Source organism: Streptomyces sp. NPDC005761 (genome assembly GCF_040630635.1).
In the GTDB taxonomy this organism is placed as follows: Bacteria; Actinomycetota; Actinomycetes; order Streptomycetales; family Streptomycetaceae; genus Streptomyces.
This window is the reverse complement of sequence record NZ_JBEXXX010000001.1, coordinates 438,272-463,052: the sequence shown is the minus strand read 5'-3', so window position 1 is coordinate 463,052 and position 24,781 is coordinate 438,272. Positions and strand designations below refer to the sequence as shown.

Genomic DNA, 24,781 nt, shown 5'->3' with positions numbered 1-24,781 from the left:
TATGCGTACGGGCACGAGATTGGGCGAAGCGATTGAACGACGGTCACTTGGGGGCAGTTAGCTCTGTGTACGGCGGTAGGGCGGTACGGCGGCAACGAGGAGGTGGACCGGACTGTGTCGAGGGCAAGGGTGGCACGGCGGATCGCGGCGGGCGCGGCGTACGGCGGTGGCAGCATCGGGCTGCTGGGCGCCGCGGCGGTGGGCGTCCTGCTGACGGAGGTCCAGCTGGCGAAGCGGCAGGTGGGAGGCGGCACCGCGCCGGTCCCGCCGAGCGCTGACGGGCGGTACGGGGTGGCGTTCGCCGGCCCTGCGGACCCGCTGCGTTTCGGGTTGCTCGGGGACTCGACGGCGGCCGGACAGGGGGTGCGCCGGGCCGGGCAGACCCCGGGGGCGCTGCTCGCCTCGGGGCTCGCGGCGGTGTCGGAGCGGCCGGTCGACCTGCGTAACGTCGCGCAGCCGGGCGCCCGGTCGGACGATCTGGAGCGGCAGGTCTCCCTGCTGCTCGCGGACCCCTCCCGCACACCGGACGTGTGCGTGATCATGATCGGTGCGAACGATGTGACGCACCGGATGCCCGCCACCCAGTCGGTGCGCTGCCTGACGACGGCGGTGCGCAGGCTGCGTACGGCCGGAGCCGAGGTCGTCGTGGGAACCTGCCCGGACCTGGGCACGATCGAGCCGGTCTACCAGCCGCTGCGGTGGCTGGCCCGGCGGGTGAGCCGGCAGCTGGCGGCGGCGCAGACGATCGGTTCGGTGGAGCAGGGCGGGCGCACGGTGTCGCTGGGCGACCTGCTGGGCCCGGAGTTCGAGGCGAACCCGCGGGAGCTGTTCGGCCCGGACAACTACCACCCGTCGGCGGAGGGCTACGCGACGGCCGCGATGGCACTCCTGCCGACGCTCTGCGCGGTGCTCGGCCTGTGGCCGGAGACCGACCGTCTGGACGGGGCCCGGCGCGAGGACATGCTGCCGGTGGCCAAGGCGGCCTCCCAGGCGGCCAAGGAGGCCGGTACGGAGGTCACCGGGGCGCGGGCGCCCTGGGCGCTCCTCAAGCACCGCAGGCGGCGGCGTCTGCCCGCGCCGACGGAGCCCCACCCGCACCCGGAGATGCATCTGGAGGGCGGTGGCTCCACGCGGGTGGAGCGGCGTCCGGACACCGATACGGACACCTCGCCGCGGCATGCCTGACGGGTGTGCCGTGCGGGGCCCGCACGGCACACGTGCGACGCACCGCGAGCGCGCCGCACGGGCTTCGCGCCCTTCACCGGCGACGGACGAAGGGTGTGCCGTGCGGGCCCCGCATCCCTCACCGGCAACGGACGAAGGGTGCGCCGCACGGACCTCGCATCCCTCACCGGCAACGGACTGAGCGGTTGCTTAGAAAAGAGGCCCGCATCACACGCCATGTCGGGTGACCTCAGCAGTACGTCCGGGTAACTTCCAGAGCAGTCCTGCCAGACAGCCTTCCCAGCCCTCATGGAGCCGCGTGATGCCCGAAGCCGTGATCGTCTCTGCTGCCCGTTCGCCCATCGGCCGGGCCTTCAAGGGTTCGCTGAAGGACCTGCGCTCGGACGACCTGACCGCCACGATCATCCAGACCGCCCTCGCCAAGGTCCCCGAGCTGGACCCGAAGGACATCGACGACCTGATGCTCGGCTGCGGCCTCCCCGGCGGCGAGCAGGGCAACAACCTGGGCCGCATCATCGCCGTGCAGATGGGGATGGACCACCTTCCCGGCTGTACGGTCACGCGCTACTGCTCGTCCTCCCTGCAGACCAGCCGCATGGCGCTGCACGCGATCAAGGCCGGCGAGGGCGACGTCTTCATCTCGGCCGGTGTCGAGATGGTGTCCCGTTTCGCGAAGGGCAACTCCGACAGCCTGCCGGACACCCGCAACCCCCTCTTCGCCGACGCCGAGGCCCGCACCGCGGCCCGCGCCGAGGAGTCCGGCGCGAGCTGGCACGACCCGCGCGAGGACGGCCTGGTCCCGGACGCGTACATCGCGATGGGGCAGACGGCGGAGAACCTGGCCCGGATCAAGGGCGTCACCCGTCAGGACATGGACGAGTTCGGCGTCCGGTCGCAAAACCTCGCCGAGGAAGCCCTGAAGAACGGTTTCTGGGAGCGCGAGATCACCCCGGTGACGACCCCCGACGGCACGGTGGTCTCCAAGGACGACGGTCCGCGTGCGGGCGTCTCCCTGGAGGGCGTGCAGGGCCTGAAGCCGGTCTTCCGCCCCGACGGCCTGGTCACCGCGGCCAACTGCTGCCCGCTCAACGACGGTGCCGCGGCGCTCGTGATCATGTCCGACACCAAGGCGCGCGAGCTGGGCCTGACCCCGCTGGCCCGGATCGTCTCCACGGGCGTCTCCGGCCTCTCCCCCGAGATCATGGGTTACGGACCGGTCGAGGCGAGCAAGCAGGCCCTCAAGCGGGCCGGGCTGACGATCGACGACATCGACCTGGCCGAGATCAACGAGGCGTTCGCCGCCCAGGTGATCCCGTCCTACCGCGACCTGGGCCTGCCTCTGGACAAGGTCAACGTCAACGGCGGCGCCATCGCCGTCGGCCACCCCTTCGGCATGACCGGCGCCCGGATCACCGGCACGCTGATCAACAGCCTGCAGTTCCACGACAAGCAGTTCGGTCTGGAGACGATGTGCGTGGGCGGCGGCCAGGGCATGGCGATGGTCATCGAGCGGCTGAGCTGAGCTGAGCTGAGCTGAAGCGGAGGGTAGGGGTCGCCCGAGGAACGAGGGCGGCACCTGCCCGCAGCGGAAGCGAAGCGAACGCGAGCGAAGAGGCGACGGCAACCGTTCTCCGCTCCCCAATTTTTCGTGACTCTCCGGATCTGCCGGATCACCGGCCATCGGCGTCCGCCGGGCCCACAGCGCCTTCCGGGGCCTTCGGCCCGATGAAGTGGCCGGTTCCGAGCCCCGAACGTGACCGAATCTCCCCCAGGATGTGACCTATCTCCTGGGGGAGAGTCATTCCCGCAGGTCACACCCGCACCAGGGTTAAACCCTGGGCACAAAGACCTGTCCAATTCGTGACGTAATGCACTGACACAGGGTGCCGGTACAGGACAAGCTGATGTAGGAAGTCGGGGGATCGATTGAAACCGGGAGTATGTCAGTGAGCGCCATGCCTCTTGCCCTGTTGCTGACCACCGCCGCTGCCACGGCCGTGGGCGCTGCTGCTCTGCACGCCGCTCACGGGCTGCGTCGGCAGGTAGCCGCCCTGCGGAGGGAGCTGGCCGACGGCCGCGCCCGCAGTGCTGCCGTACCCGCTCAGAGCCGTAACGACGCCACCCCTGCCGCGGAAATACGCGCGGCGGTCGCCGAGGCGCTGGCTGAGGAGCGGGAGCGCGAGCTCGCCGAGGCCCGGGCTTTCTGGGCCACGCAGGAGGCGCGCGACGCCGCCGACGCCCCGTCGCTGCTGGGCGGTCTGGCCGGGCTGGGTGAGGACGCGCCGTTCTTCATGCCGCGCCAGAGCGACTTCGCCGGGCTGGAATCGATGGACCTCGACGCCACCGAGGCGTTCGAGGAACTGACGGAGCTGGCCGAGCTGACGGAACTGGCCGACATGGCCGAGCTCCCGGAGACCGCCGAGTTCGCCGAGGACTCCCCCGAGCTGGCCGCGGCGCGCCGCCGTCACCCCTCGCACCCGGACTTCGTGCCGGTGCAGACGCCGGTCGTCACCGACCACGAGCGCACGGTGAACCGCCTGGAGGAGCTGGCCGACAGCCGGACCGAGCTCTCCGACGTCCGCCCCGGCCCGCTCGGCACGCTCGATGTGTACGTCTTCGCCGACGGCACCACGCTCTGCATGACCCCCGGCCACCGCGAGACGGCCGAGCAGCTGGCCGCGTCGCTGCGGGCCGGTGAGCACCCCGTGCTCCTGGGCGGCTCCGGTGTCTCCGGCGCGTACGCGCTGACGTTCTCGTGCGGCAAGGACAACGTCTACATACTGGCCGACCGGGTCATCGCGAGCTTCTAGCCCGCGGACCGGTCTCCGGCCCCGCCCCGGGACTCAGCGGCTCTCGCCGGCCGCTGCCGCTTCCCTCCGCCTCAGGGCAGCGCGCGCCCTCACACGGCGCGCACCCCGAAGCGAGCGCCCGCGCGCACCGCTTACGCGAACGCCCGCGCGGCTGCCGCCTCGATGAACTGCACGGCCTCGTCCAGCTCCACGGACGGGGCCATTTCCAGTGCCACGGCCAGATCCCGGCCCGCGACGGCGAGTTGATCGCCGATGGCGAAGATCCCGGCGTCCGGCATGATCAGCGGCTCCCGGTCGGGCGCCTCGACGCGCTGGGCCCGCACCGCCAGCTCCCTGGCCGCGGCCAGCCCTTCGGCCGCCGCGCCCCGCTGCAGCCTGCTCTGCGGGGCGGCACGCAGCCGGTCGGCGAATCGGTCCACGGCGATGATCAGGGGCGTCGTATCGAGCACCCCGCGACCCTACGCGCCCCTCCCGGGTGGTTACCAACGAGCGGATGGTCGGGCACGGTGCCGGGAAGGCCCGGCAACGCGCACGACGGGTCGCAGACGCCGATGTCACACGTCTCCTCCGAAGAGGCCCGTCGCAACGCTGCTCTCCGGCGTCGCGCACTGCACCGGTCGTGAGACTCCGACCGGCTCCGCACCCGTCGAGGACGGCCCCGCTCTCCGCTTCGAGGAGAAGATCGGCCGGCCGCGCAGTGCACACGACCTCGCCTACGGACACGCGAAGGCACTCATCCTCGGTTCGCCCCGGGAAGAGCGGCCCGCAAGCTGCCCCAGGGGCCTGTCGCCACGTAACGGGAACGGCCCGCAGGCTCCGTCGAGGAGCCTGCGGGCCGTTCACCTGCCCATGGGCGGGGACTAGTCGTCGCCGCTGAGGATGGAGAGCAGGCGCAGCATCTCCAGGTAGATCCACACCAGGGTCATGGTGAGGCCGAAGGCCGCAAGCCAGGACTCCTCGCGCGGAGCGCCGTACGCGATGCCGTCCTCGACCTGCTTGAAGTCCAGGGCCAGGAAGCACGCGCCGAGGATGATGCCGATGACACCGAAGAGGATGCCGAGGCCACCGCTGCGGAAGCCCAGACCGTCACCGCCGCCGAACACGGCGAACAGCAGGTTGACCACCATCAGGAGCATGAAGCCCATGGCGGCGGCCATCACGAAGCCGTAGAACCGGCGGGTGACCCGGATCCAGCGCATCTTGTACGCGAGCAGTACACCGGCGAAGACGCACATGGTGCCCAGCACCGCCTGCATCACGACGCCCGGTCCGATGTAGGTGCTGACCGCGCTGGAGATCACTCCGAGGAAGACACCCTCGAAGGCCGCGTAGGCGAGGATGATCGCCGGCGACGGCTTGCGCTTGAACGACTGGACCATCGCGAAGACGAACGCCACCAGGGCGGCGCCGATCGCGATGCCGTAGGACTTGCCGAGATTGGCCTCGTCGACCGGCAGCAGGGCCCAGGAGAGCGCGGCGGTGAGCACCACGGTGCCCAGCGTCATCGCCGTGCGCGTGACGACGTCGTCGATCGTCATCGCGCCGGAGCGCGCCGGCGCCTGCGGGGCGCCGTACTGGGTGTCCTGCTGGGCGTAGGGGTTGGTGGCGTACGGGTTCGGGGCGGTGCCCTGCGCGTACGGGTTGGCACCCGCTGCGGGGGCCCCGGCCTGCGGTGCCGCGTTGAAGCCCGCGTAACCGTTGTCGCGGCTGAAGCCCCGTCGCGAGAAGACCGGGTTGCTGCTCCTCATCTCACTCCTCCATGGCCACCCAGCGTGGCCTTGGAACAAGAGTAATGGGTAGGCAAAGCAATCTCCCTAGTGCCAGGGGAGGATCTTTCCGCGGCTGCCGTCCTGAGCGGGTACTTCCTCCTGGGTGGCGGCCCAGGAAGCGAGCAGGCGCAGGCCCTCCTCGGAGGGGGAGGCGGGTTCGGCGGTGTAGATCGTGAGGGTGAGGCCGGGTTCGGCGGCCATGTCGAGGCCTTCGTAGGCGAGGGTCAGTTCCCCCACGGCGTGGTGGTGGTAGCGCTTGGTGCCGGTGCCGTGGTGGCGGACGTCGTGGGCGCCCCAGCGGGTACGGAAGGCGTCGCTCCGGGTGGACAGCTCCCCGACGAGGTCGTGGAGGTCCTTGTCGTGGGGGTCGCGGCCGGCTTCGGTGCGCAGGATGGCGACGGCGATGTCGGCGGCCTGGTCCCAGTCGGGGTAGAAGCGGCGGGAGGCGGGGTCGAGGAACTGGAAGCGGGCGAGGTTCGCCTGGTTGTGCGGTGTTTCGTAGACGTCGCTGTAGAAGGCGCGGGCGAGCTGGTTGGTGGCGAGGACGTCCATGCGGCCGTTGCGCACGAAGGCGGGCCCGGCGGTGATCGCGTCCAGGGTCCACCGCAGGCTGCGGTGCGGGGTCCACTGCCGGGTGGCGCGGCGGCGGGGTCGGCTGAGGGCGTCGGAGCCGTCGGCGGCCTGGGCCAGCCGCAGGAGGTGGGCGCGTTCGGCATCGTCGAGCCGCAGCGCGCGGGCGACGGCTTCCAGGACAGCGGGGGAGACACCGGAGAGGCTGCCGCGCTCCAGCTTGGCGTAGTACTCGACGCTCACGTCGGCCAGGGCCGCGACCTCGCTGCGACGCAGGCCGGGGACGCGCCGCCGGGGGCCGGAGGGCATCCCGGCCTGCCCGGGGCTGATCCTGGCGCGCCGCGAGGTGAGGAACTCGCGAACCTCTTGACTGTTGTCCACGCACTCGACGGTACGTCTCGCGCACGGCCTCAGGGGTGTACTGCCGGTACACCTCTTGGCGGTGACTCGCTGAGCGAACGAGGACGGGGTTACCTGGATGGGTGGTGCTCCTTTCCGGCCGTGCACGCGGACGGACCGTGAGTCCGCATCCGGCCCGGGGGCGGCTTCCCGCCGCCTGCGCCGGGCCGCAACCGCACTCGGCGGCCGGTACACAGCCCGATGCCGCCCGCCTCGACACCTAAGGACCCTCATGCGCGGCGCAGTGATCCACGCCCCCGGCGATGTCCGCTTCGAAACCGTGGACGACCCGAAGATCCTTCACCCGACCGACGCGGTCATCCGTACGGCCGTCACCTGTGTGTGCGGCTCCGACCTGTGGGCCTGGCGCGGTCTGGAGCCGATCGGCGAGGCGCACCCCATGGGGCACGAGTACGTCGGTTTCGTCGAGGAGGTCGGGGACGAGGTCACCTCGGTCAGGCCGGGCCAGTTCGTCGTCGGTTCCTTCGCGACCTCGGACAACACCTGTGCGAACTGTCGCAACGGCTTCCAGTCGAACTGCCTGCATCGTGAGTTCATGAGCACCTGCCAGGCCGAGTACGTGCGCATCCCCAACGCCCAGGGCACCCTGGTCGCCACCGACGAGGTTCCTGACGAGGAGCTGTGGCCCGGCCTGCTGGCCGTCTCCGACGTCATGGGCACCGGCTGGTGGGCCGCCGACGCCGCCGAGGTCGGGCCCGGCTCGACCGCCGTCGTGGTCGGCGACGGCGCGGTCGGCCTCTCCGCCGTGATCGCGGCCAAGGAGATGGGCGCGGGGCGCATCATCGCGATGAGCCGCCACGCCTCCCGGCAGGAACTGGCCAGGGAGTTCGGCGCGACCGACATCGTCAGCGAGCGCGGCGACGAGGGCATCGCCCGGATCAAGGACCTCACCGACGGCATCGGCGCCGACTCCGTCCTGGAGTGCGTCGGCACCGCGCAGGCCATGCAGCAGGCCCTGCACTCCGCCCGGCCCGGCGGCAGCGTCGGTTTCGTCGGCGTCCCCCACGAGGTCGCCGTCGACGGGCAGGAACTGTTCTTCTCCCACGTCGGCCTGCGCGGCGGCCCCGCACCCGTACGCCGCTACCTGCCCGACCTCATCGACCGTGTCCTGTCGGGCCGGATCAACCCCGGCAAGGTCTTCGACCTCACCCTTCCCCTGGACCAGGTCGCGGAGGGCTACAGGGCCATGGACGAGCGCCGCGCCATCAAGGCGCTCCTCAAGCCCTGACCGGACGATCAGGCCCTTCGGGCACACCCGTACGCCCCCGCACACCCGCACACCACTCACCGGTGGTGGTCCGTCCGAAGGAACACCATGCAGATCACCCGAAGCTCCGTCGCCACCGTCAGGGGCCCCGCCGACTGGTTCACCGGCGACGTCTACATCGATCCCGTCGCCGCTGCCCCGGCCCCGTCCCGGGTCACCGCGTCCCTGGTGCATTTCACGCCCGGAGCGCGCACCCACTGGCACCGTCACCCGCTGGGCCAGACCGTCTTCGTCACCGAGGGAATCGGCCTGTGCCAGCGCCGCGGCGGTCCCGTCGAGGTCATCCGGCCCGGCGACCGCGTCCTGTTCGAGGCCGATGAGGAGCACTGGCACGGCGCCGCGCCGGACCGGCTGATGGTCCACCTGGCCATCAACGAGGGCGACGCCGACCACGACGTCGTGCACTGGCTGACGCCCGTCACGGACGAGGAGTACGCCGCGACTCCGGCCACCGCGTCCATGTGACCGGCCTGACCGGCAGCTCCGCCTTCGAGCCCGCCCCGCGCGGCAGGCGGACCGACGCGGTCCCCCGGCACCACTCGCACCGGCGGACCGGCGTCGGCTCGGCCGCCTCGCGAGGCGGCGCCTTCGCGGCTCCTCAGTCGAGGCAGAACTCATTGCCCTCGACGTCCTGCATCACGAGGCAGGACTCGTTCTCCTCATCGGCCACCAGAAGAAGACCGCGTACCGCCCCGAGCGGGAGCAGGCGTGCGCATTCGGCCTCGAGTGCGGCCAGGCGCTCCTCCCCCACGAGACCCGTGCCGACCCGCACGTCGAGATGCACCCGGTTCTTGACGACCTTGCCTTCGGGAACACGCTGGAAGTACAGCCGCGGGCCGGCCCCCGAGGGGTCGGCGCACACCGCCCCCGCGGGTCCCTGCTTTCCGGGGGGCAGCGCGCGGTCGTAGTCGTCCCAGGTGGCAAAACCGTCGGGCAGCGAGGCGACGTACCCCAGCACCTCGGACCAGAAGCGGGCGACGCGCACGGGTTCTGCGCAGTCGAAGGTGATTTGGACCTGCTTGATCGACACCATCGGCCCAGCGTAGGGGCGCGGGCGCATCCACGACATGGCTTTTCGAGCGGTCCGGCCCACGTCCCCGCCGTCCGTCGCCGAGCCCCGCAGCTTTCATGAGGCAGGACCCGGATCGCTTGTCACCATCGCTTGACCTGGAGCGCGCTCCAGATCCAAGGATGGGGGGCATGGATAACAGAGATCCCCGGATCGTCCTCGGAACCATGGACTTCGGCACCCGCGTCGCCCCGGACCGGGCCTTCGCGATCCTCGATGCCTTCGTCGCCGGCGGCGGCGTCTGGCTCGACACCGCGAACTGCTACTCCTTCTGGACCGACCCCGCCGGTGTCGGCGGCGCAAGCGAGCGCGTCATCGGCGCCTGGCTGCGGGCCCGCCCGGGCGCTCGTGACACGGTGCGGATCGCGACGAAGGTCCGCCACAACCCCCTCGTCCCGCACGCGCCGGACAGCGCCGAGGGGCTTTCGGCGCATGCCGTCCACGCCGGTGTGGAGGAGAGCCTGGGGCGCCTCGGGGTCGATCACGTCGATCTGCTCTGGGCCCACGCGGAGGACCGCAGCGTGCCCCTGGAGGAAACCGTCGGTGCGTTCGGCGATCTGGTCACGAAGGGAGTGGCCCTGCGGATCGGGGCGGCGAACCATGCCGCCTGGCGCGTCGAGCGCGCCCGGTCACTGGCGCGGGAGCGGGGCGTGGAACCGTGGACGTCCCTGCAACTGCGCCACTCCCTCGTCCAGCCGCGCCCCCTGACCCCCGTCGCGGAGGGCGGCCACCGCCTGCTCACCCCCGAGGACCTCGACCTGGCGCGGGCGGAAGGGCTCGCCGTGTGGTCGTACAGCTCCCTGATGTGGGGTTCGTACGTGCGCGCGGACAAGCCGCTGCCGTCGACCTATGATCACCCCGGAACGACCCGGGTTCTCGCGGTCCTGGACGATGTCGCCGACGAGCTCGCGGCCACGAGGAACCAGGTGGTCCTCGCATGGCTGATGCAGCAGGGGATCGACCCCATCGTCGGCGCGAGCCGGGTGCCGCAGATCGAGGAGGCCCTCGCCGCACACAGCGTGCGGCTCGACTCCGGGCACCTGGCGCGCCTCGACGGAGCCCGGTAGCCCCTGTCACGGAAGGAGTCCGATGACGAGCCTCACCCCGGCGGCGGCAGCCGACCGCACCGGCGTCTCCATCGACACCCTGCGGTACTACGAGCGCGAAGGGCTCATCGGTCCGGTCAGGCGCTCCGCCGGCGGACGCCGTGAGTACACCGAGAGCGACGTCTTCTGGATCGGTCTCGTCACGTGCTTCCGCGAGGCCGGCCTCGGCATCGCGGATCTGCGGGAGTTCGTCGCCATCCTGCGCGCCGAACACTCCCCGCAGGAGCGGGTCGCCTTCCTGCGCGAGCGCCGTACCGCCCTGGAGCAGCGGGTGACGGCGCTCCACCGGGCCATGGACGTCCTCGACGACAAGATCGCCTACTACAGCTGAGCGCGGGGATCCCGCGCTCGGCCCGGTCCGCCCCGTGGGGTGCCGTCCGGTGCGTCCCTTTCAGCTCACGGGGCGGCGTCCCCGGGCTCGTACCGGAGGCTCGTCATCGGGGCGTGCGTGGTCCAGCCCAGCGAGGAGTAGAGCGCCCGCCCCTCGGGCGTACCGACCAGGAGGCCGGTCCTCGCACCGGCTTCGTGCGCGGTGCTCTGCAACGTGCGCATCACCAGGCTGCCGAGGCCCTTGCGCCGGTGCTCGGTGGCGGTCTCGATCTGGTCGAACACGACATGGGTAGCTGCCCGGGCCATCTGGCCGCGCGCGGCGAAGTGCCCGGCGCTCGTGCGGACGAGCACTCGGCTGACGCCGCCCCGGGTCCAGGTGGTGAGCGTGTGACCGCTGGGCACCTCGGGGCGATACGGCCGCAGATGACCGGACATCAGGTACCCGGGGACGTCGCTCCGCCAGCCCGGCCCGGCCCACGGCAGGACCGCCTGCTCCTCCGCGAACAGCTTCAGCCACGTGCCGGGCGCGCTCGTCGCGGCGACGATCTTGCGTACGTCGGCCTCGGAGGGATCCGGCAGCACGTGTCGGGCGACGTGCCTGGGCTGCCCGACGTCGATCGTCCACCCCCACGGCTCGTCGATCGGGTCCGAGCTGCCCCGGGAGACGACCCAGCCGTCGATCCACATCCGCACGAGCTCACTGATTCCGGCACCCGGTATCACCGCCCGACCCCCTTAGTAATAGGTGATGACGCTTACTGAACCTTACGCGAAGGGGTCGGGGTTTGACCACGGAGCAGCGTTGCCCGAGCGGCCGCGGGGTGTCGCCGTGCCCCGGCGTCAGTCCGTGACGCGTCGCTCCATCAGGAGTTGGCCGTCCTCGCAGGACACCTGCCGGAAGCCGGCCTTCTCCCAAGCGCGCACCGCGCGGACGTTGCCGGCCACCGGGTCGACGGTCACGCGCCGCCAGCCGAGACGCCCGAACAGGTGCGTGACGAGCACGCACGCGGCGTCCGGGCCCAAGCCGCTGCCTCGCGCCTCCGGCGTCAGCACCAGGTCGATGCCGCCTTCGTCAGCCGAGGAAGCGTGCCAGTACTGCGCGTACCCGACCGGCCGGCCCTGCGCCAGCACGAGGTAGGACTCCACGTCCGGGCGGCGTCGCCCCACGTACTTCGCCGCCACCACTTCGCGCGGTTGCGGTGTCCCGCCCCAGTGTTCGACGAAGTCCGGGGTGGCGAACCATGTGGCGAGGAGGTCCAGATCATCATCGGTCGTCGGGACGAGACGGGTCATCAGCCCGTCGACTGCGAGGCCGTCAGCCACTGAGCCCTCTCCCCCCTTGCAGCGTCGTCGGCACCTTCGGCTCTCGCGCCCGGACCCGTCCGGCAACCGCTATGCCACGGCCTTCGCCGACGCCTCCGCGAGCCGCTCGAACGTCTCGTTGAGCACCGTCCGGCGCTCGTCCTTGTGCGCGGGGTCCGGCTCCAGGCCGTCGATCGTCGCTTCCCACACCGCCAGGAACGTCTTCTGCCACGACCGGATCACCTCGGGTGCCGGGAGGGTCACCCCCACCCAGCCCTGCCGGTCCAGGACGAGCAGCAGCTCCAGGTTGCAGGGGACGGTCACGCCCCCGTACTCGTCCGGTTCGAGCTCCACCGGATCGCCCGCCATGGCCTCCGTCACCTCGGTCACCAACCGGCCGGCCAGTTCCGAGAGGTGGTCCGCCGCCGTGTCGCTGTCGAAGTTGCCCGCGCCCCACGTGCCCACTGTTCCGCCTCCGCGCTGTCCGTGGTCCCCCTGTTCCGCCATCACAGCAGAGGGCACTGACAATCGGGGCCCCGTCATCTTTTTCGCGGTCCCGCAACGGGGCACTGCGGAGGTGCGGTGGCCTGGGGGTCAGGCCGCGACGGCGACACGGAAGCGGATCGGAGCCAGTGCGGTACGCCCGGAGACAGGTGTGGGTGGCCCGGGCCCGAGCGCCCCGGGGTGGGCAGCCGGTCAGTTGAACAGGTTCTCCGGGAAGTCGGTGAGAAACATCAGCAGGACGAGCCCCATGAGCACGAGGGAGAGCGCCCCTTCCGCCAGCGCGGCACGCGGGCTGCCCGCCAGGGTGGCCGTCCGCTGCGGGTCGGCGGGGTCGTAGCGGACCGTGACCCGCGCCCCCTCGGGGAAGCGTCTGTTGCCCCCCTTGCGGAACTCGACCCACTGCCCGTCCTGCGCGGTGAACGCGAAGACGTGCCAGGCCCGCCGGTCGCCCGACGAGCCCGTCGCCGTGTCGCGCTCGTCCACCCTGATGCAGCGCGCCGGGGCGGACACGCCGGACCGCGCGCCGCGCAGTTGCTGGGCGCTCCGGCCCAGGGACCTGAGCGCTGCCAGCGCGACCACACCGGTGATGACGAGCGACGTGTCCATGGAAGCCTTCTAACCGTTGCGCAGCCTGTCGACGAGGAAACCCACCGCACACCCAACCACCAGGACCACCAGCTGCACCAGGAACGTGATGACGGTGAGATCACTTCCCTGGGAGAAGAAGATCACCAGCTGGAGGACGACGGCGGGGGCGAAGGCCGCGATGAAGTGCCGTACCGGCGACTCCCGTGACGCCCCTTGGTGCACGGCCGCCGCGGCCCAGACACCGAGCGCGACGCAGGCAGCGGACGGCAGGTGCAGCAGAAGTACGGTGCGGACCGGTGAGGCCATGCTGTCGACGTCGTCGCCTGTGATGACGTCCCAGACGAGCACGGCGAGGACCAACTGCGTCACCAGCGTCACCACGATGCCCGCGGCCCAGGGCAGCATGAAGTTCATCAGCCGCGGCCGGTCGTGGGCGGGCGCGGGAGCGTACCCGCGGTGTGAGTCATATCTGGACATTCGGCTGCCTCTTCGTCGTCGCCCGGCGCTCGGGCGCTACTTCACCTGGATGCTGTCGACGATCTTCGTACGGTCCGCGTCGCTGAGCTTGCCCTTCTGGGCGTCGATGCGGACGGAGTAGATCTTTCCCTCGGAGTCGACGCCCGTGATGACGACGCCGTCGACCGTCGCACCCTTCGGGGGCGACTGCGGCACACCCGTACCGGTGTAGGTGAAATCGATGCGCTTGGCATCCTTCGCACCTTCGATGTCCGCGTCCTTCGTGCCCTTCACCTCGGTGGTCGCCATGAGGAGCGCCCGGCCGACCGAGGCGGCGTCGTCACCGGTGGAGGCGCTGGCGAAGCCGCTCTGGATCGACACCTTCACCGTCGGCCGGTCCCCTTCGCTCTGCAGGGCGGCGGCGTCGTTGAGCTTGCCGCGCTCCGCCTTGCTCTGCTCGGTGAGGCCGGGCGGGTAGGCGAGCGACACCGTGGGGCCCGCGAGCTTCTTCCAGCCGCTGGGCGCGGCGGGCTCGGCCGTGTCGGCGCCCTTCTCGCCGCCGCATGCGGCGAGCATCAGACCGGCGGTGAGGACGGCGGTCGTGACGGCGGCAGTCCGCACCGTCCGCCGGACGGAAAGCTTGGTCATGATCACGTCTCCTTGTACCTGTGAGTCACTTGGCACAGTAGCTGTACGGGAAGAACGAGCGCTGGCCACCGGAGGGGGCCCCGAGGAACTCCGCCTTCGTCAGGTTCTTCTCCGACTCGGAGGTGGTGTAGGCCCCGTTGATTCCGGCGATCTCCAGGTTGATGTCGAGGCCGATCTCCTCGGACGAGGAGGACCCGTCGTACTCCTGCTTGCTGACCTGGCCGTGGTTGAACGCGTAGTGGCCGAACGGGTCGCCCGCACCGGGGTCCTTGGTCGGCACCGGCGTCCCGGTGAACAGGTAGTTGAAGGCGCTGTTCATGCCCTGGCCGGAGAACATCTGGGCCTTGATGGCGTCGGACTCGGCCTGGGACAGGTTCTTGTCGTCCAGGGGGACGGTGGTGGTGATGACCTGGGTGGTCGTCCCGCCGCCCTTCGCGTTGCCGTTCACATCGCCCTTGAGACCGGCGTTGGCCTCGGCCTTGCCCTCGAGGGTCCGCGTCATCGTGATGCTCTTCACCTTGCCGGTCTTGCTGTCGACCGTGACGGTGATGGCACCCGCCGCCGAACCGGCGGCCTCCGCGCCCGCCTTGGCCGGACCGGCCTCGCCCTTCGCGTACGCACCGCCGGTGGCCTTCGCCTGGTAGGTGTACGCGTCGGTGTTGTTGATGTGGTTCTGCGTCAGCGTGACCTCCTGCGCCTCGGAGATCTTGAGGCCCGCCTCGATGGTGGCGCCGGGCTTCGGGGCCGGGGTGGTCGTGCCGTCCGGGTTGGTCGTGTCCGGGGCGTTCATCCCCGCGCCGAACTGGAAGCCGGCCTGGGCGGCCACTTCGAGGCTGACCTTCTGCGTGGTGATGTGCTTGTTGCCGAGCTTGTCCTCGATGTTCTGCTTGAGGCGGCTCTCCTTGGCCTTCGGCCCCTTGCCGAACCAGCTGGCGATCTCGGTGGAACCACCGATGATCGGGCTGAGGTTGGAGAGCTTGTTCAGCCGGCTGAGCTTCTTGTACTCCTCGAGGTCCTTGCGGAACTGGTCCGCTTCCTCCTGGCTGTCGAAGACCCACGTGTCGCCCGTGGTGACGGTGAGACCGGCCCCGATCTCGACCTTGTCCTTGCCCACGTCACCGATCTTGACGCGGGCCTTGGGCTTCTCGGTGCCCTTGATCGATCCGGCGTCCGTGAAGGTGAGCGAGACCTGCTCGTCGTTGTCGTCGATCTTGCCGTCTTTGTTGACGTCCGTCTTGGCCTTGGTCGTCGTCTCCTCGAAACCGAACTCGCCGCCGAATTCGATACCGAGCGTTTCGAACGAGACGCCGAACTTGCCGCCCTGGGTGCCGGCCTTGGTCACCGTGGCACAGGTGAGGGGCTCGAACTCGGCGTTGGGGTCGCCGCCCGCCTCACCTCCCTTGCCGCCGCACCCGGCGCTGCCGCCGCCGACGGACGAGACGAGGCACTGGATCCGGTCGCTGATCTGTCCACCGAGGCCGGCCACCGCCATACCGCCGATGAGGGACACGACGACCAGAATCGTGCCGAGGTACTCGAAAGCGGTGGCTCCCCGGTCACCCCATCTGCTGCTGGGTATGGTCTCCCGATACCTCGTCCGCGGCATGGCTTGTCCTCCCGTATGGCCTTAGGGCAGGGAGGCTATGAGAGGTGCGCCTGGTGCGGCACGGGCCCGTGGGCCCAATCCGGGCCCCAATTCGCCGGACGCGGCCGGCCGGTGGGGCCCTCTTCGCGGACGGAGGGCCCAGAGCGCGCCCACGGCGTAGCGGAATGCACATCCGGTGTCACACACGGTGGCAGGGCCGGACCCAGCGCCCTCCCGGGGCAACGGACCGGCACGGCGCTCATGGCGCCACCGCGCCCTCAGTAGGGGGAGCGCTGCTGCGTGCTGCGCGCCGCCATGGCGAGCGCCACGATCCAGCCCACCAGGGTCCAGCCCAGGAAGAGGTTCAGCACGAGGACGGAACCCTTGTTCGGCACGCCTCGCGAGAAGGCGACCACCGCCGGAACGAAGTACACCAGGGCGGCAACTATCAGCCCTAACAGGACAACGATCACATTGACGTTCATGGGCCCCCCGCAACGAACGAATGAGGAGATTCATTCTCCACGCCCGTCCTGGGATGTCCACAGTGCGTCAGCCCCGATCACCGGAAGGTGACCTGATGCGGGCCCTGGTGGCGGGCGGTCGGCTCGCGCCCGGATCCGGCCGTCCGCCCGAGGCGCCGGCCGACGGGCGTTCCGACCGTTCGCCCCCCGCCCCCGTGCGCGCTGTGGTGCCCGGAACCGGACTTGAACCGGTACGCCCCCGAGGGGCAGCGAGGTTTAAGCTCGCCGTGTCTGCATTCCACCATCCGGGCTTGGCGCGCGGCTCCGCGTTGGCACATGACCCTATCCGGGGGCACCCCTCCACCGGACGGACAGTGGCTCGATGTTGTCCTATTTTATTGATCTCTTGAGGGTTCGTCAGCACACGTGGACGGCATAGTCACATGCCTGGGCGGGGTAGCGGGCGCGGCGGCCGCGTATCCGAATTGACGGAAAGTCGCCGCACCCACACAGCCGATTCGCCAGGGCCGCGCCATGGATCGCCAGGGGCGCGCCACCCCTACCGATCGATGACGTCGTTGACGCAGCGCAGCACCGGGTACGCACCCAGGGCTTCCGGGTCCGACAGGACCGCTCCTGTGATCATGAACACCGCGCTCTCCCCCGGCAACAGCGTGACGAGCATCTCGTCCACCTCGGCCGCCGGGTCCAGCCTGTCGGGGAAGATCGCGAGGTCCCGGACGAGAGTGCGAGCCGTCACCTCGACGCGGTAACCGGGTGCCTCTCCCCCGCTCTCCGTCACCGTGACGTCGTACCGGGCCGACGGCAGCGCGAGGCGGGTGTCCTCCTCGTAGAACTCCACCGTCCGGGTGTCCCCGAGGCGGGCGACCAGGAGCTCGCGGGTCCGGTCGGCCGGCTCGGCCACCGAGGGCGGCAGCGGCACCCGGACGACCGAGCGCGCGGCCGTGCTCACCACCACCTCCTCCTCACCCAGCACCGCCCCGTCCAGGCCGTGCCGGGTCAGCCGCAGCGTGCCTGTCCAGGACCCGGGGGCGTCGTTGACGAGGTGGACGGCACCGTCGCGCACGGCGATCAGGCGGTCCGCGTACACGGCCCGCAGTGCGTACCAGAGCGGCTTGCGGCGGCCGTCCCCGTCGACGGCCGACCAGGAGACGACCGGCCAGCAGTCGTTGAGCTGCCACACGATCGTGCCCATGCAGTACGGGGTGTGGGAGCGGAAGTGGCGGATGCCGAACGCCACGGCGCGGGCCTGGTTGAGCTGGGTCAGCCAGTGCCAGTTGTCGAAGTCCCCGCCCGGCTGCGGCAGGTGGTCGCCCAGGCCCCGGAGCAGCTTGGCGTTGCCGTCCTCGGCCTTCTGGTGGTGGGCCAGGAGCGGGGCGTCGGGGGTCAGCGGGCCGCTGACGGCGCGGCGCAGGGTCGCGTACGCGGGCGGGCCCTGGAAGCCGAACTCGGCGACGAAGCGCGGCACCCGGTCGGCGTAGGCGCGGTAGTCGGCCCGGTTCCACACGTCCCAGATGTGGATGGTGCCGCTCGCCGGGTCCTGCGGGTGCGCTTCCGGGGTGCCGGAGTAGGGCGAGCCCGGCCAGTAGGGACGGGTCGGGTCGGTCTCGGCGACGATCGCGGGAAGCAGCTCGTGGTAGTAGCCGTACCCCCAGGTCCGGTCGCCCAGTTCCTTCTGCCAGCCCCAGTCGGCGTGGCCCTCCAGGTTCTCGTTGTTGCCGCACCACAGGACGAGGGAGGGGTGCGGGGAAAGGCGGGTGACGTTCTCCCGGGCCTCGGCCGCCACCTCGTCCCGCAGCGGCTGTTCCTCGGGGTAGGCGGCGCAGGCGAACGGGAAGTCCTGCCAGACCAGCAGCCCCTTCTCGTCGGCGAGCTCGTAGAAGTCGTCGCTCTCGTAGAGCCCGCCGCCCCAGATCCGGATCAGGTTGACCCCGGCGGCGACAGCCTGGTCGAGGCGGTCGGAGATCCGCTGCCGGGTGAGACGGTGCGGGAAGCAGTCCTCGGGGATCCAGTTGACGCCGCGTACGAAGACGGGTTCGCCGTTGATGACGAAGCGGAACGCCTCGCGCTCCAGGACGACGCCGCGGAAACCGGTCCTGCTCCGCCAGGTCTCCTCGCCGAGACGGACGGTGACGTCGTACAGGGGCGGCTCGCCGTGGCTGTACGGCCACCAGAGCGCGGCGTCGGGGACGCCGAGAGTCACGGTGGCGCGGTCCTCGCCTGCGAGGACGGTGAACGCGGCACGCTCGCCCGCGACCTCCACGGCGGCTTCCAGCGCCTCCCCGCCGGACCGGTCCACCTCGAGGGTGACGGTCAGGCGTGGCACCCCGGCCTCGTCGAGATCGGGCAGCAGGGTGACGGCGGCGATCCGCGGACCGCTCCAGGTCTCCAGGGCGACCGGCCGCCAGATGCCGGAGGTCACCAGCGTCGGCCCCCAGTCCCAGCCGAAGTTGCAGGCCATCTTGCGGATGAAGGCGTACGGCTCCGCATAGGCACCGGGCCGGTCGCCCAGCCGTTCGCGCAGTTCCTCGGCATAGGTGTACGGGGCGGTGAACCGTACGTCGAGGGTGTTGGCGCCCTCGGCCAGCAGCGCCCGGACGGGGAAGCGGTAACTGCGGTGCTGGTTGGCGCCGCGGCCCACCTCGATGCCGTTGAGCAGGACGGTGGCGACGGTGTCGAGGCCGTCGAAGCGCAGGTCGGCGTGGTCGTTCCCGTCGGGCGTCCAGTCGAACGTGGTCCGGTACGTCCAGTCGGTGCGGCCGATCCAGCCGAGCCGGTTCTCGTTGTCGTCCAGGTACGGGTCGCCGATCAGCCCCGCCGCGAGCAGGTCGGTGTGGACACAGCCGGGCACGGTGGCGGGGACGCCCCCTGTGGGGAGCCCCAGCGGCACGGGACTCTCGGCGACGAGCGTCCAGCCGTCGTGCAGGGGCAGGTGGCGAAGGGTCACGCGGAGGTCCTTCCGCAGTCGGGGAGCTGGGCGCAGGCGACGAAGTGGTCCGGCTCGGTCTCGTACAGATCGGTGTTCCCGTCGCCGCCCTCGTGGAAGGCGCAGCTCTCCAGCGGCTCGGGCGGGTTCCACGGGGTGTTGAGCCGGGGCACGGCGGCCAGCAGGGTACGGGTGTAGGGGTGGAGGGGGTTGCCGAACACCTTCTGGGTGTCGCCCCGTTCGACGACCCGGCCGCGGCGCAGCACCACGGTCTTCTCGGCGAGGTAGGTGCCGAGCGCCAGGTCGTGGGTGATGTAGAGGACGCCGAGCCCGCGCTCCTTGAGGACGGCCAGGAGGTTGAGGACGTCGATGCGTGTGGAGGCGTCGAGCATGCTGGTGATCTCGTCGGCGACCAGGAAGCTCAGGTCGAGGAGGAGGGCGCGGGCGATGAGGAGGCGTTGCAGCTGGCCGCCGCTGAGCTGGTGCGGGTAGCGGCCGAGCACCTGCCCGGGGTCGAGGCGCACGTCCCGTACGGCCTTCTCGACGCGGCCGGCCCACTCCTTGTCGGAGACGCCGGGGTGGTAGGCGCGGCGGATCATGTCGAAGACGCGGTCGGCCCGGAAGACCGGGTTGTAGCAGGAGAAGGGGTCCTGGAAGACGCCCTGGACGCGGCGGTAGAAGTCCTTTCCGGGGCGGACGGGCCGGCCGTCCAGGGTGAGGCTGCCGGAGCTGACGCCGGTCAGGCCGAGGATCATCCGGCCGATGGTGGACTTCCCGCTGCCGCTCTCGCCGATGAGGGAGACGACCTCGCCGGGTTCGGCGGTGAAGGACACCCGGTCCACCGCGGTGACGGAACCGCCGCCGAAGGCTCCGGCGCGGTAGGTCTTGGTGACGTGGTCGAGGGTCAGCATCAGGCCTTCCAGCATGCGACGGAGTGACGCGGGGCGATCTCGACGACCGGTGGTTCCTCGGCGCACCGGTCGTCGGCGAGCGGGCAGCGGTCGCGGAAGCGGCAGCCGGCCGGGGGGTTCAGGAGGGAGGGCGGGGCTCCCGCGATGCCCTTGAGGGGCTTGTCGGCGTACCGGGCGCCGACCTCGGGCAGCGAGCCGAGCAGGAGCTTGGTGTACGGATGGCGGGGCGCGGTCGTCAGGACCTCGGTGGGCGCCTTCTCGGCGAGCTTGCCCGCGTACATGACCATGATCGAGTCGGCGATGTGCGAGGTGAGTCCGAGGTCGTGCGTCACGAAGATCATGCTGGTGACGAGGCCCTTGTCGCGCAGCCCGGTGAGCGCGCCGACGACGGCCCTCTGGGTGGAGACGTCCAGGGCCGACGTGACCTCGTCGGCGATGAGGACGGACGGGTCGAGGAGGGTGGAGATCACCATGACGGTGCGCTGTTTCATGCCGCCGGAGAGCTCGATCGGATAGCGGTTCAGGACGTCGTGGTCCAGGCCCACCAGGTCGAGGCGGCGGTGCAGTTCGGCGGTGTCCACGCTGACGCCCCGGGAGGCGAGCAGCTCGCGGATCATGCGTCCGATGCGCCGGGTCGGGTTGAGGGCGCTCATGGAGTACTGCGGTACGAGCGAGATCCGGTGGAAGCGGAAGGCGTTCATCGCCCGGTCGTCGGCGACCGGGACGTCGTCGCCGTCGAGGGTGACGGTGCCGCCCGCGTGCCGCATCCGGCCGTCGAGACGGATGAGCGACTTGCCGAGGGTCGTCTTGCCGCAGCCGGACTCGCCCGCCAGGCCGAGGATCTCCCCGTCGGCCAGGTCGAAGGAGACGCCGTCCAGGGCCCGGACCTCGCCGCGCAGGGTGCGGTAGTGGACCCGGAGGTCGGTCACGGTCAGGGTCATGTGCTCAGGCCTCCCCGGGATCGGTCACGGTCGGAGTCATGTCTCAGGCCTCCCGGAGTTTCGGGTTGAAGACCTCGTCGAGGCCGACGTTGGCGACGTAGAGCGCGCCGACGATCGCGGTGATCCCGGCCCCTGGTGGGACGAACCACCACCACATGCCGAGTTGGAGCGCGCTCCACTGCTGGGCGCTCTGCAGCATCATCCCCAGCGAGACGCCCTCGGTGGGCCCGAGCCCGATGAAGTCGAGCGAGGAGGCGATCAGGACGGAGCCGCCGAAGAGCAGGATGAACATCATGAAGAGGTACGAGCTCATGTTGGGCGCGATCTCGCGGAAGACGATCCGCCAGGTGCCGCTGCCGCTGAGCCGGGCCAGGTCCACGAACTCCCGGGTGCGCAGCGAGAAGGTCTGCGCCCGGATCGCGCGCGCCGCCCATGGCCAGGAGGTGAGGCCGATGAACAGGCCCTGCACGGCCACCGAGCGGACCCCGAGGTAGGCGTTGATGATCAGCAGTACGGCGAGCGCGGGCAGCACGAGGACCACGTTGGTGAGCATGTTGAGGATCTCGTCGACCGCTCCGCCGCGGTAGCCGGCCAGGAAGCCGACGAGCATGGCGATGACGGCGGCGATGGCCCCGCCCACGACACCGACCAGGAAGGTGGCGCGCAGCCCGTGGACGAACTGGGCGTACACGTCCTGCCCGAAGGTGGTGGTACCCATCCAGTACGTGCCGTCGGGCGGCGCGGCCTGGGGGCCCACGTACTCGTTGGGATCGGAGTTGTCGAGGAGCGGCGGTCCGATGATGCCGACGAGCAGGAGCAGCACGACGACGGTGAACCCGATGATGAGTTTGGGGTTGCGCACGGCGTAGTGGAGGGTCTCGCGGCCAGGTTTGGCGGCCGCTGCCGCGGGTCCCGCCGTCGGCCCCGCGACAGGGCCGGTGTCGGTGGCCGGTTCGGGCACGGTACTCATGACTGGCCTCCTGCCATGCCGGTACGGGTGCGGGGGTCGACGACGACGTACACGATGTCGATGAGGAAGTTGGCGATCAGCACGCCGATGACGATGAACAGGAACGCGCCCTGGAGCAGGAAGAAGTCCTGGTTCTGGATCGCGGCCAGGATCAGCGAGCCGAGCCCGGGATAGGCGAAGACGATCTCGGTGACGAGGGCCCCGGCCACCAGCACGCCCAGTTGGAGGGCGAGCCCGGTGATCTGGGGCAGGACGGCGTTGCGGAAGGCGTAGCGGCGGATGAGCCGCTGCGGTGCGCCGAGGGCCGACAGATAGGACGAGTAGTCGGACTCCAGCTCGTAGATGATCATGTTGCGCATGCCGATGGCCCAGCCGCCGAGCGCGACCAGGAAGAGCGAGAGGAACGGCAGCACCCAGTGCTGGAGCAGGTCCCAGGCGAAGGCGGTGGACCAGCTCGGCTGGATGTCCAGGCTGTAGCCGCCGGAGAGCGGGAACCATCCCGCCTTGGAGCCGAGCGCCCACGCGAGGATGACGGCGATCCACATGTACGGCATGGCGGTCAGCAGGTAGCCCACCGGCAGCACGGTGTTGTCGAGCACCTTGCGGCGGGCGGCCAGCGCCCCGGCCCAGTTGCCGACGAACCAGCTGAGCAGGACGGCCGGGATCATCAGGCCCAGCGTGTACGGGAGTGCGTCGAGCAGTACGTCGGCGACGGGCTTGGGGAAGACCCAGATGGACAGCCCGAAGTCGCCCTGCAGCAGGGCGCCCCAGAAGTGCAGGTACTGCTGCCAGACGGGCTCGTCGAAGCCGAACAGGTCGTTGTAGTAGGCGCGCATGGCCTCGACGGCCTCGGGTTGCGAGACCCGGGCCCTGGCCACCATGGCGGCGACGGGATCCCCCGGCATGAAGCGCGGGATCATCCAGTTGACGGTGACGGCGACGACGAAGGTCAGCGCGTAGATCAGAAGTTTGCGGGCGAAGTAGCGGCGCAAGGGAGCTCCCCGGAGAGAGCCCCGCCGTGCGGGCGGCGGTCAGGGCGGCGTGCGCACGACGGAGCGGTCATGGAAGGAGAAGGACCGGCGCGGGGCCGGTCCTTCTCAGAACGGCCGTGTCACTTGACGGGCTTGAGCTGGGTGAGGGCTTCGAAGCCGCCCATCTCCAGCCAGTTGCGCCACAGCGCCGGTGCGAACTTGGGCGCGCCCGCGGCGTCCGACGGCCAGTTCGTCCAGCTTCCGGTGGTGGACTGGGCCCAGAGGCCGTTGTACCAGAGCGGAATGACCGGCATCTCCTTGAGCTGGATCGCCTGGATCTTCGAGATGACCTTCTTCATGCCCTCGGTGTCGTCCGTCCTGACCCCGCCGAGTTCCTGGACGAGCTTCCAGGCGTCCTCGTTCTCGTAGCGGCCGAAGTTGACCGTGTTCTGCTGCTTCTGGACGGGCAGCTGGAACATGTACTCGTAGTACGTCCACGGGGTGCTGGACAGCTGGCGCTCGTTGTTGACGACCAGGTCGAAAGCGCCCTTGCCGCGCTGCTCGTTGAGGGCGTTGGCGTCGGGGAACTCGGTGGTGATGCTGATGCCCGCGTCCTTGGCGGACGAGGCGATGACCTTGGCGGCCTCCATCCAGTCGGTCCAGCCGGTGGGCACGGCCAGCTTCAGGCTGATCCTGGAGCCGTCCTTGTTCTCCACGAGGCCGTCGCCGTCGGTGTCCTTGTACCCGGCGTCGGCGAGGATCTGCTTCGCCTTGTCGGTGTCGAAGGAGAAGCCCTCACGGGCCACCAGGTCCTGGTCGACGAACTTGTCCCACTGCGGGAGCAGGCCGGTCGGGTTGGCGGGCTTGACCAGCTCCCCGTACACGCCCTTGACGATCTTCCCGGTGTCGACCGAGGCGGCGAGGGCCCGGCGGAAGGCCGCGTCATCCATCGGCTTCTTCGTGGTGTTGGGCACCAGCCAGGCCGTGTTGGCGGAGAGCATGTAGGGCGGCTTGTCGTAGTACGAGACGACCTTCTTGCTCTTGACCAGCGAGGAGGCGCCGGGCAGGAAGTTGTTGCTGAGGTCCAGCTGGCCCTGGCCCAGCTGGCCGATGACCACCTCGTTGCTCGGGTTGGAGACGTCGACGATGTAGCGGGGCGCGGGCTTCATGGAGAGGGCCTTGACGCCCCACCAGTCGTCGCGCCGCTGCCAGACGACCCGGTCCTGGGAGTGGCTCTTGAGCGTGTACGCGCCGGTGCCGACCGGCTTGTCGTTGACGCCGTCGAGGATCTCCTTCTCGGGGCGCTTGCTCCAGATGTGCTCCGGGACGACCGGCTGCCCGTAGAGGGTGAAGTCCCACTCCTGGTAGCGGGCTTCCTTGAAGGTGAAGCGGACCGTCATGGCGTCCACGGCCTTCGCGTCCGACAGCCAGCTCCACAGGGTGTGGAAGGACGAGGCCTCGATCTTGCCGATCCCGTACGAGTACGCGACGTCCTTCGCGGTCAGCGGCTTGCCGTCCGACCAGGTGATGCCCGGCCGGAGCTTCACCTCGTACGTCTTGGCGCCGGTCCAGCTGCCCGACTCCGCCAGCCAGGGCGTGAGCTTGCCGGCGTTGGGGTCGAAGTGGAACAGCGTCTCGTAGACCAGGCCCTTGGTGCCGGTGGCGTGGTCCCAGTTGTGCAGCGGGTTGTAGTTGGCCGGCGGCCCCCATTGCGTACCGGTGGTGTACAGCGTCTCGTTGCGCGGGAGCGCGCCGCCCCCGCCACCGCCCGCGCCACCGGAACCGCCCGCCGAGGAGCCGCCCCCCGTGCACGCGGTGGCGGCGAGTCCGATCACGGCGAGCGTGGCCGCGATCCGTCCCCGGAATCCCGTGCCCATCGTCCCTCCTTCTCCCCGCCGTCCCTGCCGAGCGGAGTTACTGAACCGGGTAAGTGCCGTGAAGCTAAGGCCGCCAGGAGGGCATGTCAAG

At 70.4% G+C, this 24,781-nt stretch carries 25 protein-coding genes, 1 tRNA gene and 1 pseudogene; 8 read left to right on the top strand and 19 right to left on the bottom strand.

Annotated elements, in window-relative coordinates:
- The first annotated feature begins 129 nt into the window (after window positions 1-129).
- From ABZ434_RS02080 to ABZ434_RS02070, 3 genes are all read left to right on the top strand, one after another.
- Complete coding sequence (locus ABZ434_RS02080; RefSeq protein ID WP_359131426.1) at window positions 130-1,185, top strand: SGNH/GDSL hydrolase family protein; 1,056 nt, start codon at window positions 130-132, stop codon at window positions 1,183-1,185.
- Window positions 1,186-1,486: 301 nt separating this feature from the next.
- Complete coding sequence (locus ABZ434_RS02075; protein ID WP_359131387.1) at window positions 1,487-2,707, top strand: acetyl-CoA C-acetyltransferase; 1,221 nt, start codon at window positions 1,487-1,489, stop codon at window positions 2,705-2,707.
- A 418-nt stretch (window positions 2,708-3,125) separates the two neighbouring features.
- Window positions 3,126-3,995, top strand: coding sequence for a hypothetical protein (locus ABZ434_RS02070; protein WP_359131386.1), 870 nt, complete (start codon window positions 3,126-3,128; stop codon window positions 3,993-3,995).
- Between the two features lie 131 nt (window positions 3,996-4,126).
- Here ABZ434_RS02070 and ABZ434_RS02065 read toward each other — a convergent pair whose 3' ends face one another.
- The gene (locus tag ABZ434_RS02065; RefSeq protein WP_359131385.1) at window positions 4,127-4,444 is read right to left on the bottom strand and encodes a hypothetical protein; all 318 of its coding nucleotides are present in this window, start codon (window positions 4,442-4,444) and stop codon (window positions 4,127-4,129) included.
- Window positions 4,445-4,546: 102 nt separating this feature from the next.
- Between ABZ434_RS02065 and ABZ434_RS02060 the strand changes: the two are divergent.
- Window positions 4,547-4,792 (top strand): annotated as a pseudogene (locus ABZ434_RS02060) (DUF4287 domain-containing protein).
- Window positions 4,793-4,855: 63 nt separating this feature from the next.
- Here ABZ434_RS02060 and ABZ434_RS02055 read toward each other — a convergent pair.
- Both ABZ434_RS02055 and ABZ434_RS02050 read right to left on the bottom strand, forming a co-directional pair.
- Entirely contained in the window at window positions 4,856-5,743 is an 888-nt protein-coding gene (locus ABZ434_RS02055; protein ID WP_359131383.1) for a Bax inhibitor-1/YccA family protein, read from the bottom strand.
- Between the two features lie 66 nt (window positions 5,744-5,809).
- Window positions 5,810-6,715 (bottom strand): helix-turn-helix transcriptional regulator, encoded by a 906-nt coding sequence (locus ABZ434_RS02050; protein ID WP_359131381.1) that lies wholly within the window; start codon window positions 6,713-6,715, stop codon window positions 5,810-5,812.
- 250 nt (window positions 6,716-6,965) lie between these two features.
- On the opposite strand from ABZ434_RS02050, the gene ABZ434_RS02045 reads away from it, so the two are divergent.
- Both ABZ434_RS02045 and ABZ434_RS02040 read left to right on the top strand, forming a co-directional pair.
- The gene (locus ABZ434_RS02045; RefSeq protein WP_359131379.1) at window positions 6,966-7,982 is read left to right on the top strand and encodes a zinc-dependent alcohol dehydrogenase family protein; all 1,017 of its coding nucleotides are present in this window, start codon (window positions 6,966-6,968) and stop codon (window positions 7,980-7,982) included.
- Window positions 7,983-8,069: 87 nt separating this feature from the next.
- Window positions 8,070-8,486, top strand: coding sequence for a cupin domain-containing protein (locus ABZ434_RS02040; RefSeq protein WP_359131377.1), 417 nt, complete (start codon window positions 8,070-8,072; stop codon window positions 8,484-8,486).
- 133 nt (window positions 8,487-8,619) lie between these two features.
- Here ABZ434_RS02040 and ABZ434_RS02035 read toward each other — a convergent pair whose 3' ends face one another.
- Entirely contained in the window at window positions 8,620-9,054 is a 435-nt protein-coding gene (locus ABZ434_RS02035) for a VOC family protein (protein ID WP_359131375.1), read from the bottom strand.
- A gap of 167 nt (window positions 9,055-9,221) precedes the next feature.
- Between ABZ434_RS02035 and ABZ434_RS02030 the strand changes: the two genes are divergently transcribed.
- Together ABZ434_RS02030 and ABZ434_RS02025 are read left to right on the top strand one after the other, a co-directional pair.
- A complete protein-coding gene (locus ABZ434_RS02030; RefSeq protein WP_359131374.1) occupies window positions 9,222-10,157 on the top strand; it encodes an aldo/keto reductase in 936 nt (311 codons plus the stop codon).
- Window positions 10,158-10,179: 22 nt separating this feature from the next.
- On the top strand, window positions 10,180-10,527 hold the full coding sequence (locus tag ABZ434_RS02025; RefSeq protein WP_359131371.1) for a MerR family transcriptional regulator: 348 nt from the start codon (window positions 10,180-10,182) through the stop codon (window positions 10,525-10,527).
- Between the two features lie 65 nt (window positions 10,528-10,592).
- Here the strand turns inward: ABZ434_RS02025 and ABZ434_RS02020 are convergent, their stop codons facing one another.
- The 15 genes from ABZ434_RS02020 to ABZ434_RS01950 form a co-directional block, all read right to left on the bottom strand.
- Complete coding sequence (locus ABZ434_RS02020) at window positions 10,593-11,249, bottom strand: GNAT family N-acetyltransferase (protein ID WP_359131369.1); 657 nt, start codon at window positions 11,247-11,249, stop codon at window positions 10,593-10,595.
- 117 nt (window positions 11,250-11,366) lie between these two features.
- Window positions 11,367-11,849 carry a GNAT family N-acetyltransferase gene (locus ABZ434_RS02015; protein WP_359131368.1) on the bottom strand — a complete coding sequence of 161 codons (483 nt, stop codon included), beginning with the start codon at window positions 11,847-11,849 and terminating at the stop codon, window positions 11,367-11,369.
- A gap of 69 nt (window positions 11,850-11,918) precedes the next feature.
- Complete coding sequence (locus tag ABZ434_RS02010; protein ID WP_359131424.1) at window positions 11,919-12,293, bottom strand: DUF4259 domain-containing protein; 375 nt, start codon at window positions 12,291-12,293, stop codon at window positions 11,919-11,921.
- A gap of 231 nt (window positions 12,294-12,524) precedes the next feature.
- A complete protein-coding gene (locus ABZ434_RS02005; RefSeq protein WP_359131366.1) occupies window positions 12,525-12,938 on the bottom strand; it encodes a DUF3592 domain-containing protein in 414 nt (137 codons plus the stop codon).
- A gap of 9 nt (window positions 12,939-12,947) precedes the next feature.
- Window positions 12,948-13,397 (bottom strand): hypothetical protein, encoded by a 450-nt coding sequence (locus tag ABZ434_RS02000; RefSeq protein ID WP_359131365.1) that lies wholly within the window; start codon window positions 13,395-13,397, stop codon window positions 12,948-12,950.
- Window positions 13,398-13,433: 36 nt separating this feature from the next.
- Entirely contained in the window at window positions 13,434-14,024 is a 591-nt protein-coding gene (locus tag ABZ434_RS01995) for a hypothetical protein (RefSeq protein WP_359131363.1), read from the bottom strand.
- A gap of 25 nt (window positions 14,025-14,049) precedes the next feature.
- Complete coding sequence (locus ABZ434_RS01990) at window positions 14,050-15,630, bottom strand: hypothetical protein (protein WP_359131362.1); 1,581 nt, start codon at window positions 15,628-15,630, stop codon at window positions 14,050-14,052.
- 257 nt (window positions 15,631-15,887) lie between these two features.
- A complete protein-coding gene (locus ABZ434_RS01985) occupies window positions 15,888-16,094 on the bottom strand; it encodes a superinfection immunity protein (protein ID WP_359131361.1) in 207 nt (68 codons plus the stop codon).
- 204 nt (window positions 16,095-16,298) lie between these two features.
- Window positions 16,299-16,384 (bottom strand) — tRNA-Leu (locus ABZ434_RS01980).
- A gap of 248 nt (window positions 16,385-16,632) precedes the next feature.
- Window positions 16,633-19,041 (bottom strand): glycoside hydrolase family 2 protein, encoded by a 2,409-nt coding sequence (locus tag ABZ434_RS01975; protein ID WP_359131359.1) that lies wholly within the window; start codon window positions 19,039-19,041, stop codon window positions 16,633-16,635.
- The gene (locus tag ABZ434_RS01970) at window positions 19,038-19,946 is read right to left on the bottom strand and encodes an ATP-binding cassette domain-containing protein (protein WP_359131357.1); all 909 of its coding nucleotides are present in this window, start codon (window positions 19,944-19,946) and stop codon (window positions 19,038-19,040) included. Before ABZ434_RS01970 ends, ABZ434_RS01975 begins: the two co-directional genes overlap by 4 nt.
- Window positions 19,931-20,872 (bottom strand): ABC transporter ATP-binding protein, encoded by a 942-nt coding sequence (locus tag ABZ434_RS01965; protein ID WP_359131356.1) that lies wholly within the window; start codon window positions 20,870-20,872, stop codon window positions 19,931-19,933. The genes ABZ434_RS01970 and ABZ434_RS01965 overlap by 16 nt, the downstream gene beginning before the upstream one ends.
- Before the next feature lie 43 nt (window positions 20,873-20,915).
- Window positions 20,916-21,842: an ABC transporter permease gene (locus tag ABZ434_RS01960; protein ID WP_359131355.1), complete on the bottom strand. Its 927-nt coding sequence runs from the start codon at window positions 21,840-21,842 to the stop codon at window positions 20,916-20,918.
- A complete protein-coding gene (locus ABZ434_RS01955) occupies window positions 21,839-22,834 on the bottom strand; it encodes an ABC transporter permease (RefSeq protein WP_359131354.1) in 996 nt (331 codons plus the stop codon). The genes ABZ434_RS01960 and ABZ434_RS01955 overlap by 4 nt, the downstream gene beginning before the upstream one ends.
- A 119-nt stretch (window positions 22,835-22,953) precedes the next feature.
- Window positions 22,954-24,690: an ABC transporter substrate-binding protein gene (locus ABZ434_RS01950; protein ID WP_359131351.1), complete on the bottom strand. Its 1,737-nt coding sequence runs from the start codon at window positions 24,688-24,690 to the stop codon at window positions 22,954-22,956.
- Window positions 24,691-24,781: the final 91 nt, after the last annotated feature.

Excerpts from the sequence above, each read along its gene's own strand:
- ABZ434_RS02075 (WP_359131387.1), top strand. The coding sequence starts at position 1,487 with ATGCCCGAAGCCGTGATCGTCTCTGCTGCCCGTTCGCCCATCGGCCGG.
- ABZ434_RS02070 (WP_359131386.1), top strand. The coding sequence starts at position 3,126 with ATGTCAGTGAGCGCCATGCCTCTTGCCCTGTTGCTGACCACCGCCGCT.
- ABZ434_RS02055 (WP_359131383.1), bottom strand. The coding sequence starts at position 5,743 with ATGAGGAGCAGCAACCCGGTCTTCTCGCGACGGGGCTTCAGCCGCGAC.
- ABZ434_RS02045 (WP_359131379.1), top strand. The coding sequence starts at position 6,966 with ATGCGCGGCGCAGTGATCCACGCCCCCGGCGATGTCCGCTTCGAAACC.
- ABZ434_RS02040 (WP_359131377.1), top strand. The coding sequence starts at position 8,070 with ATGCAGATCACCCGAAGCTCCGTCGCCACCGTCAGGGGCCCCGCCGAC.
- ABZ434_RS02035 (WP_359131375.1), bottom strand. The coding sequence starts at position 9,054 with ATGGTGTCGATCAAGCAGGTCCAAATCACCTTCGACTGCGCAGAACCC.
- ABZ434_RS02030 (WP_359131374.1), top strand. The coding sequence starts at position 9,222 with ATGGATAACAGAGATCCCCGGATCGTCCTCGGAACCATGGACTTCGGC.
- ABZ434_RS02025 (WP_359131371.1), top strand. The coding sequence starts at position 10,180 with ATGACGAGCCTCACCCCGGCGGCGGCAGCCGACCGCACCGGCGTCTCC.
- ABZ434_RS02005 (WP_359131366.1), bottom strand. The coding sequence starts at position 12,938 with ATGGACACGTCGCTCGTCATCACCGGTGTGGTCGCGCTGGCAGCGCTC.
- ABZ434_RS02000 (WP_359131365.1), bottom strand. The coding sequence starts at position 13,397 with ATGTCCAGATATGACTCACACCGCGGGTACGCTCCCGCGCCCGCCCAC.
- ABZ434_RS01995 (WP_359131363.1), bottom strand. The coding sequence starts at position 14,024 with ATGACCAAGCTTTCCGTCCGGCGGACGGTGCGGACTGCCGCCGTCACG.
- ABZ434_RS01990 (WP_359131362.1), bottom strand. The coding sequence starts at position 15,630 with ATGCCGCGGACGAGGTATCGGGAGACCATACCCAGCAGCAGATGGGGT.
- ABZ434_RS01985 (WP_359131361.1), bottom strand. The coding sequence starts at position 16,094 with ATGAACGTCAATGTGATCGTTGTCCTGTTAGGGCTGATAGTTGCCGCC.
- ABZ434_RS01970 (WP_359131357.1), bottom strand. The coding sequence starts at position 19,946 with ATGCTGGAAGGCCTGATGCTGACCCTCGACCACGTCACCAAGACCTAC.
- ABZ434_RS01965 (WP_359131356.1), bottom strand. The coding sequence starts at position 20,872 with ATGACCCTGACCGTGACCGACCTCCGGGTCCACTACCGCACCCTGCGC.
- ABZ434_RS01960 (WP_359131355.1), bottom strand. The coding sequence starts at position 21,842 with ATGAGTACCGTGCCCGAACCGGCCACCGACACCGGCCCTGTCGCGGGG.
- ABZ434_RS01950 (WP_359131351.1), bottom strand. The coding sequence starts at position 24,690 with ATGGGCACGGGATTCCGGGGACGGATCGCGGCCACGCTCGCCGTGATC.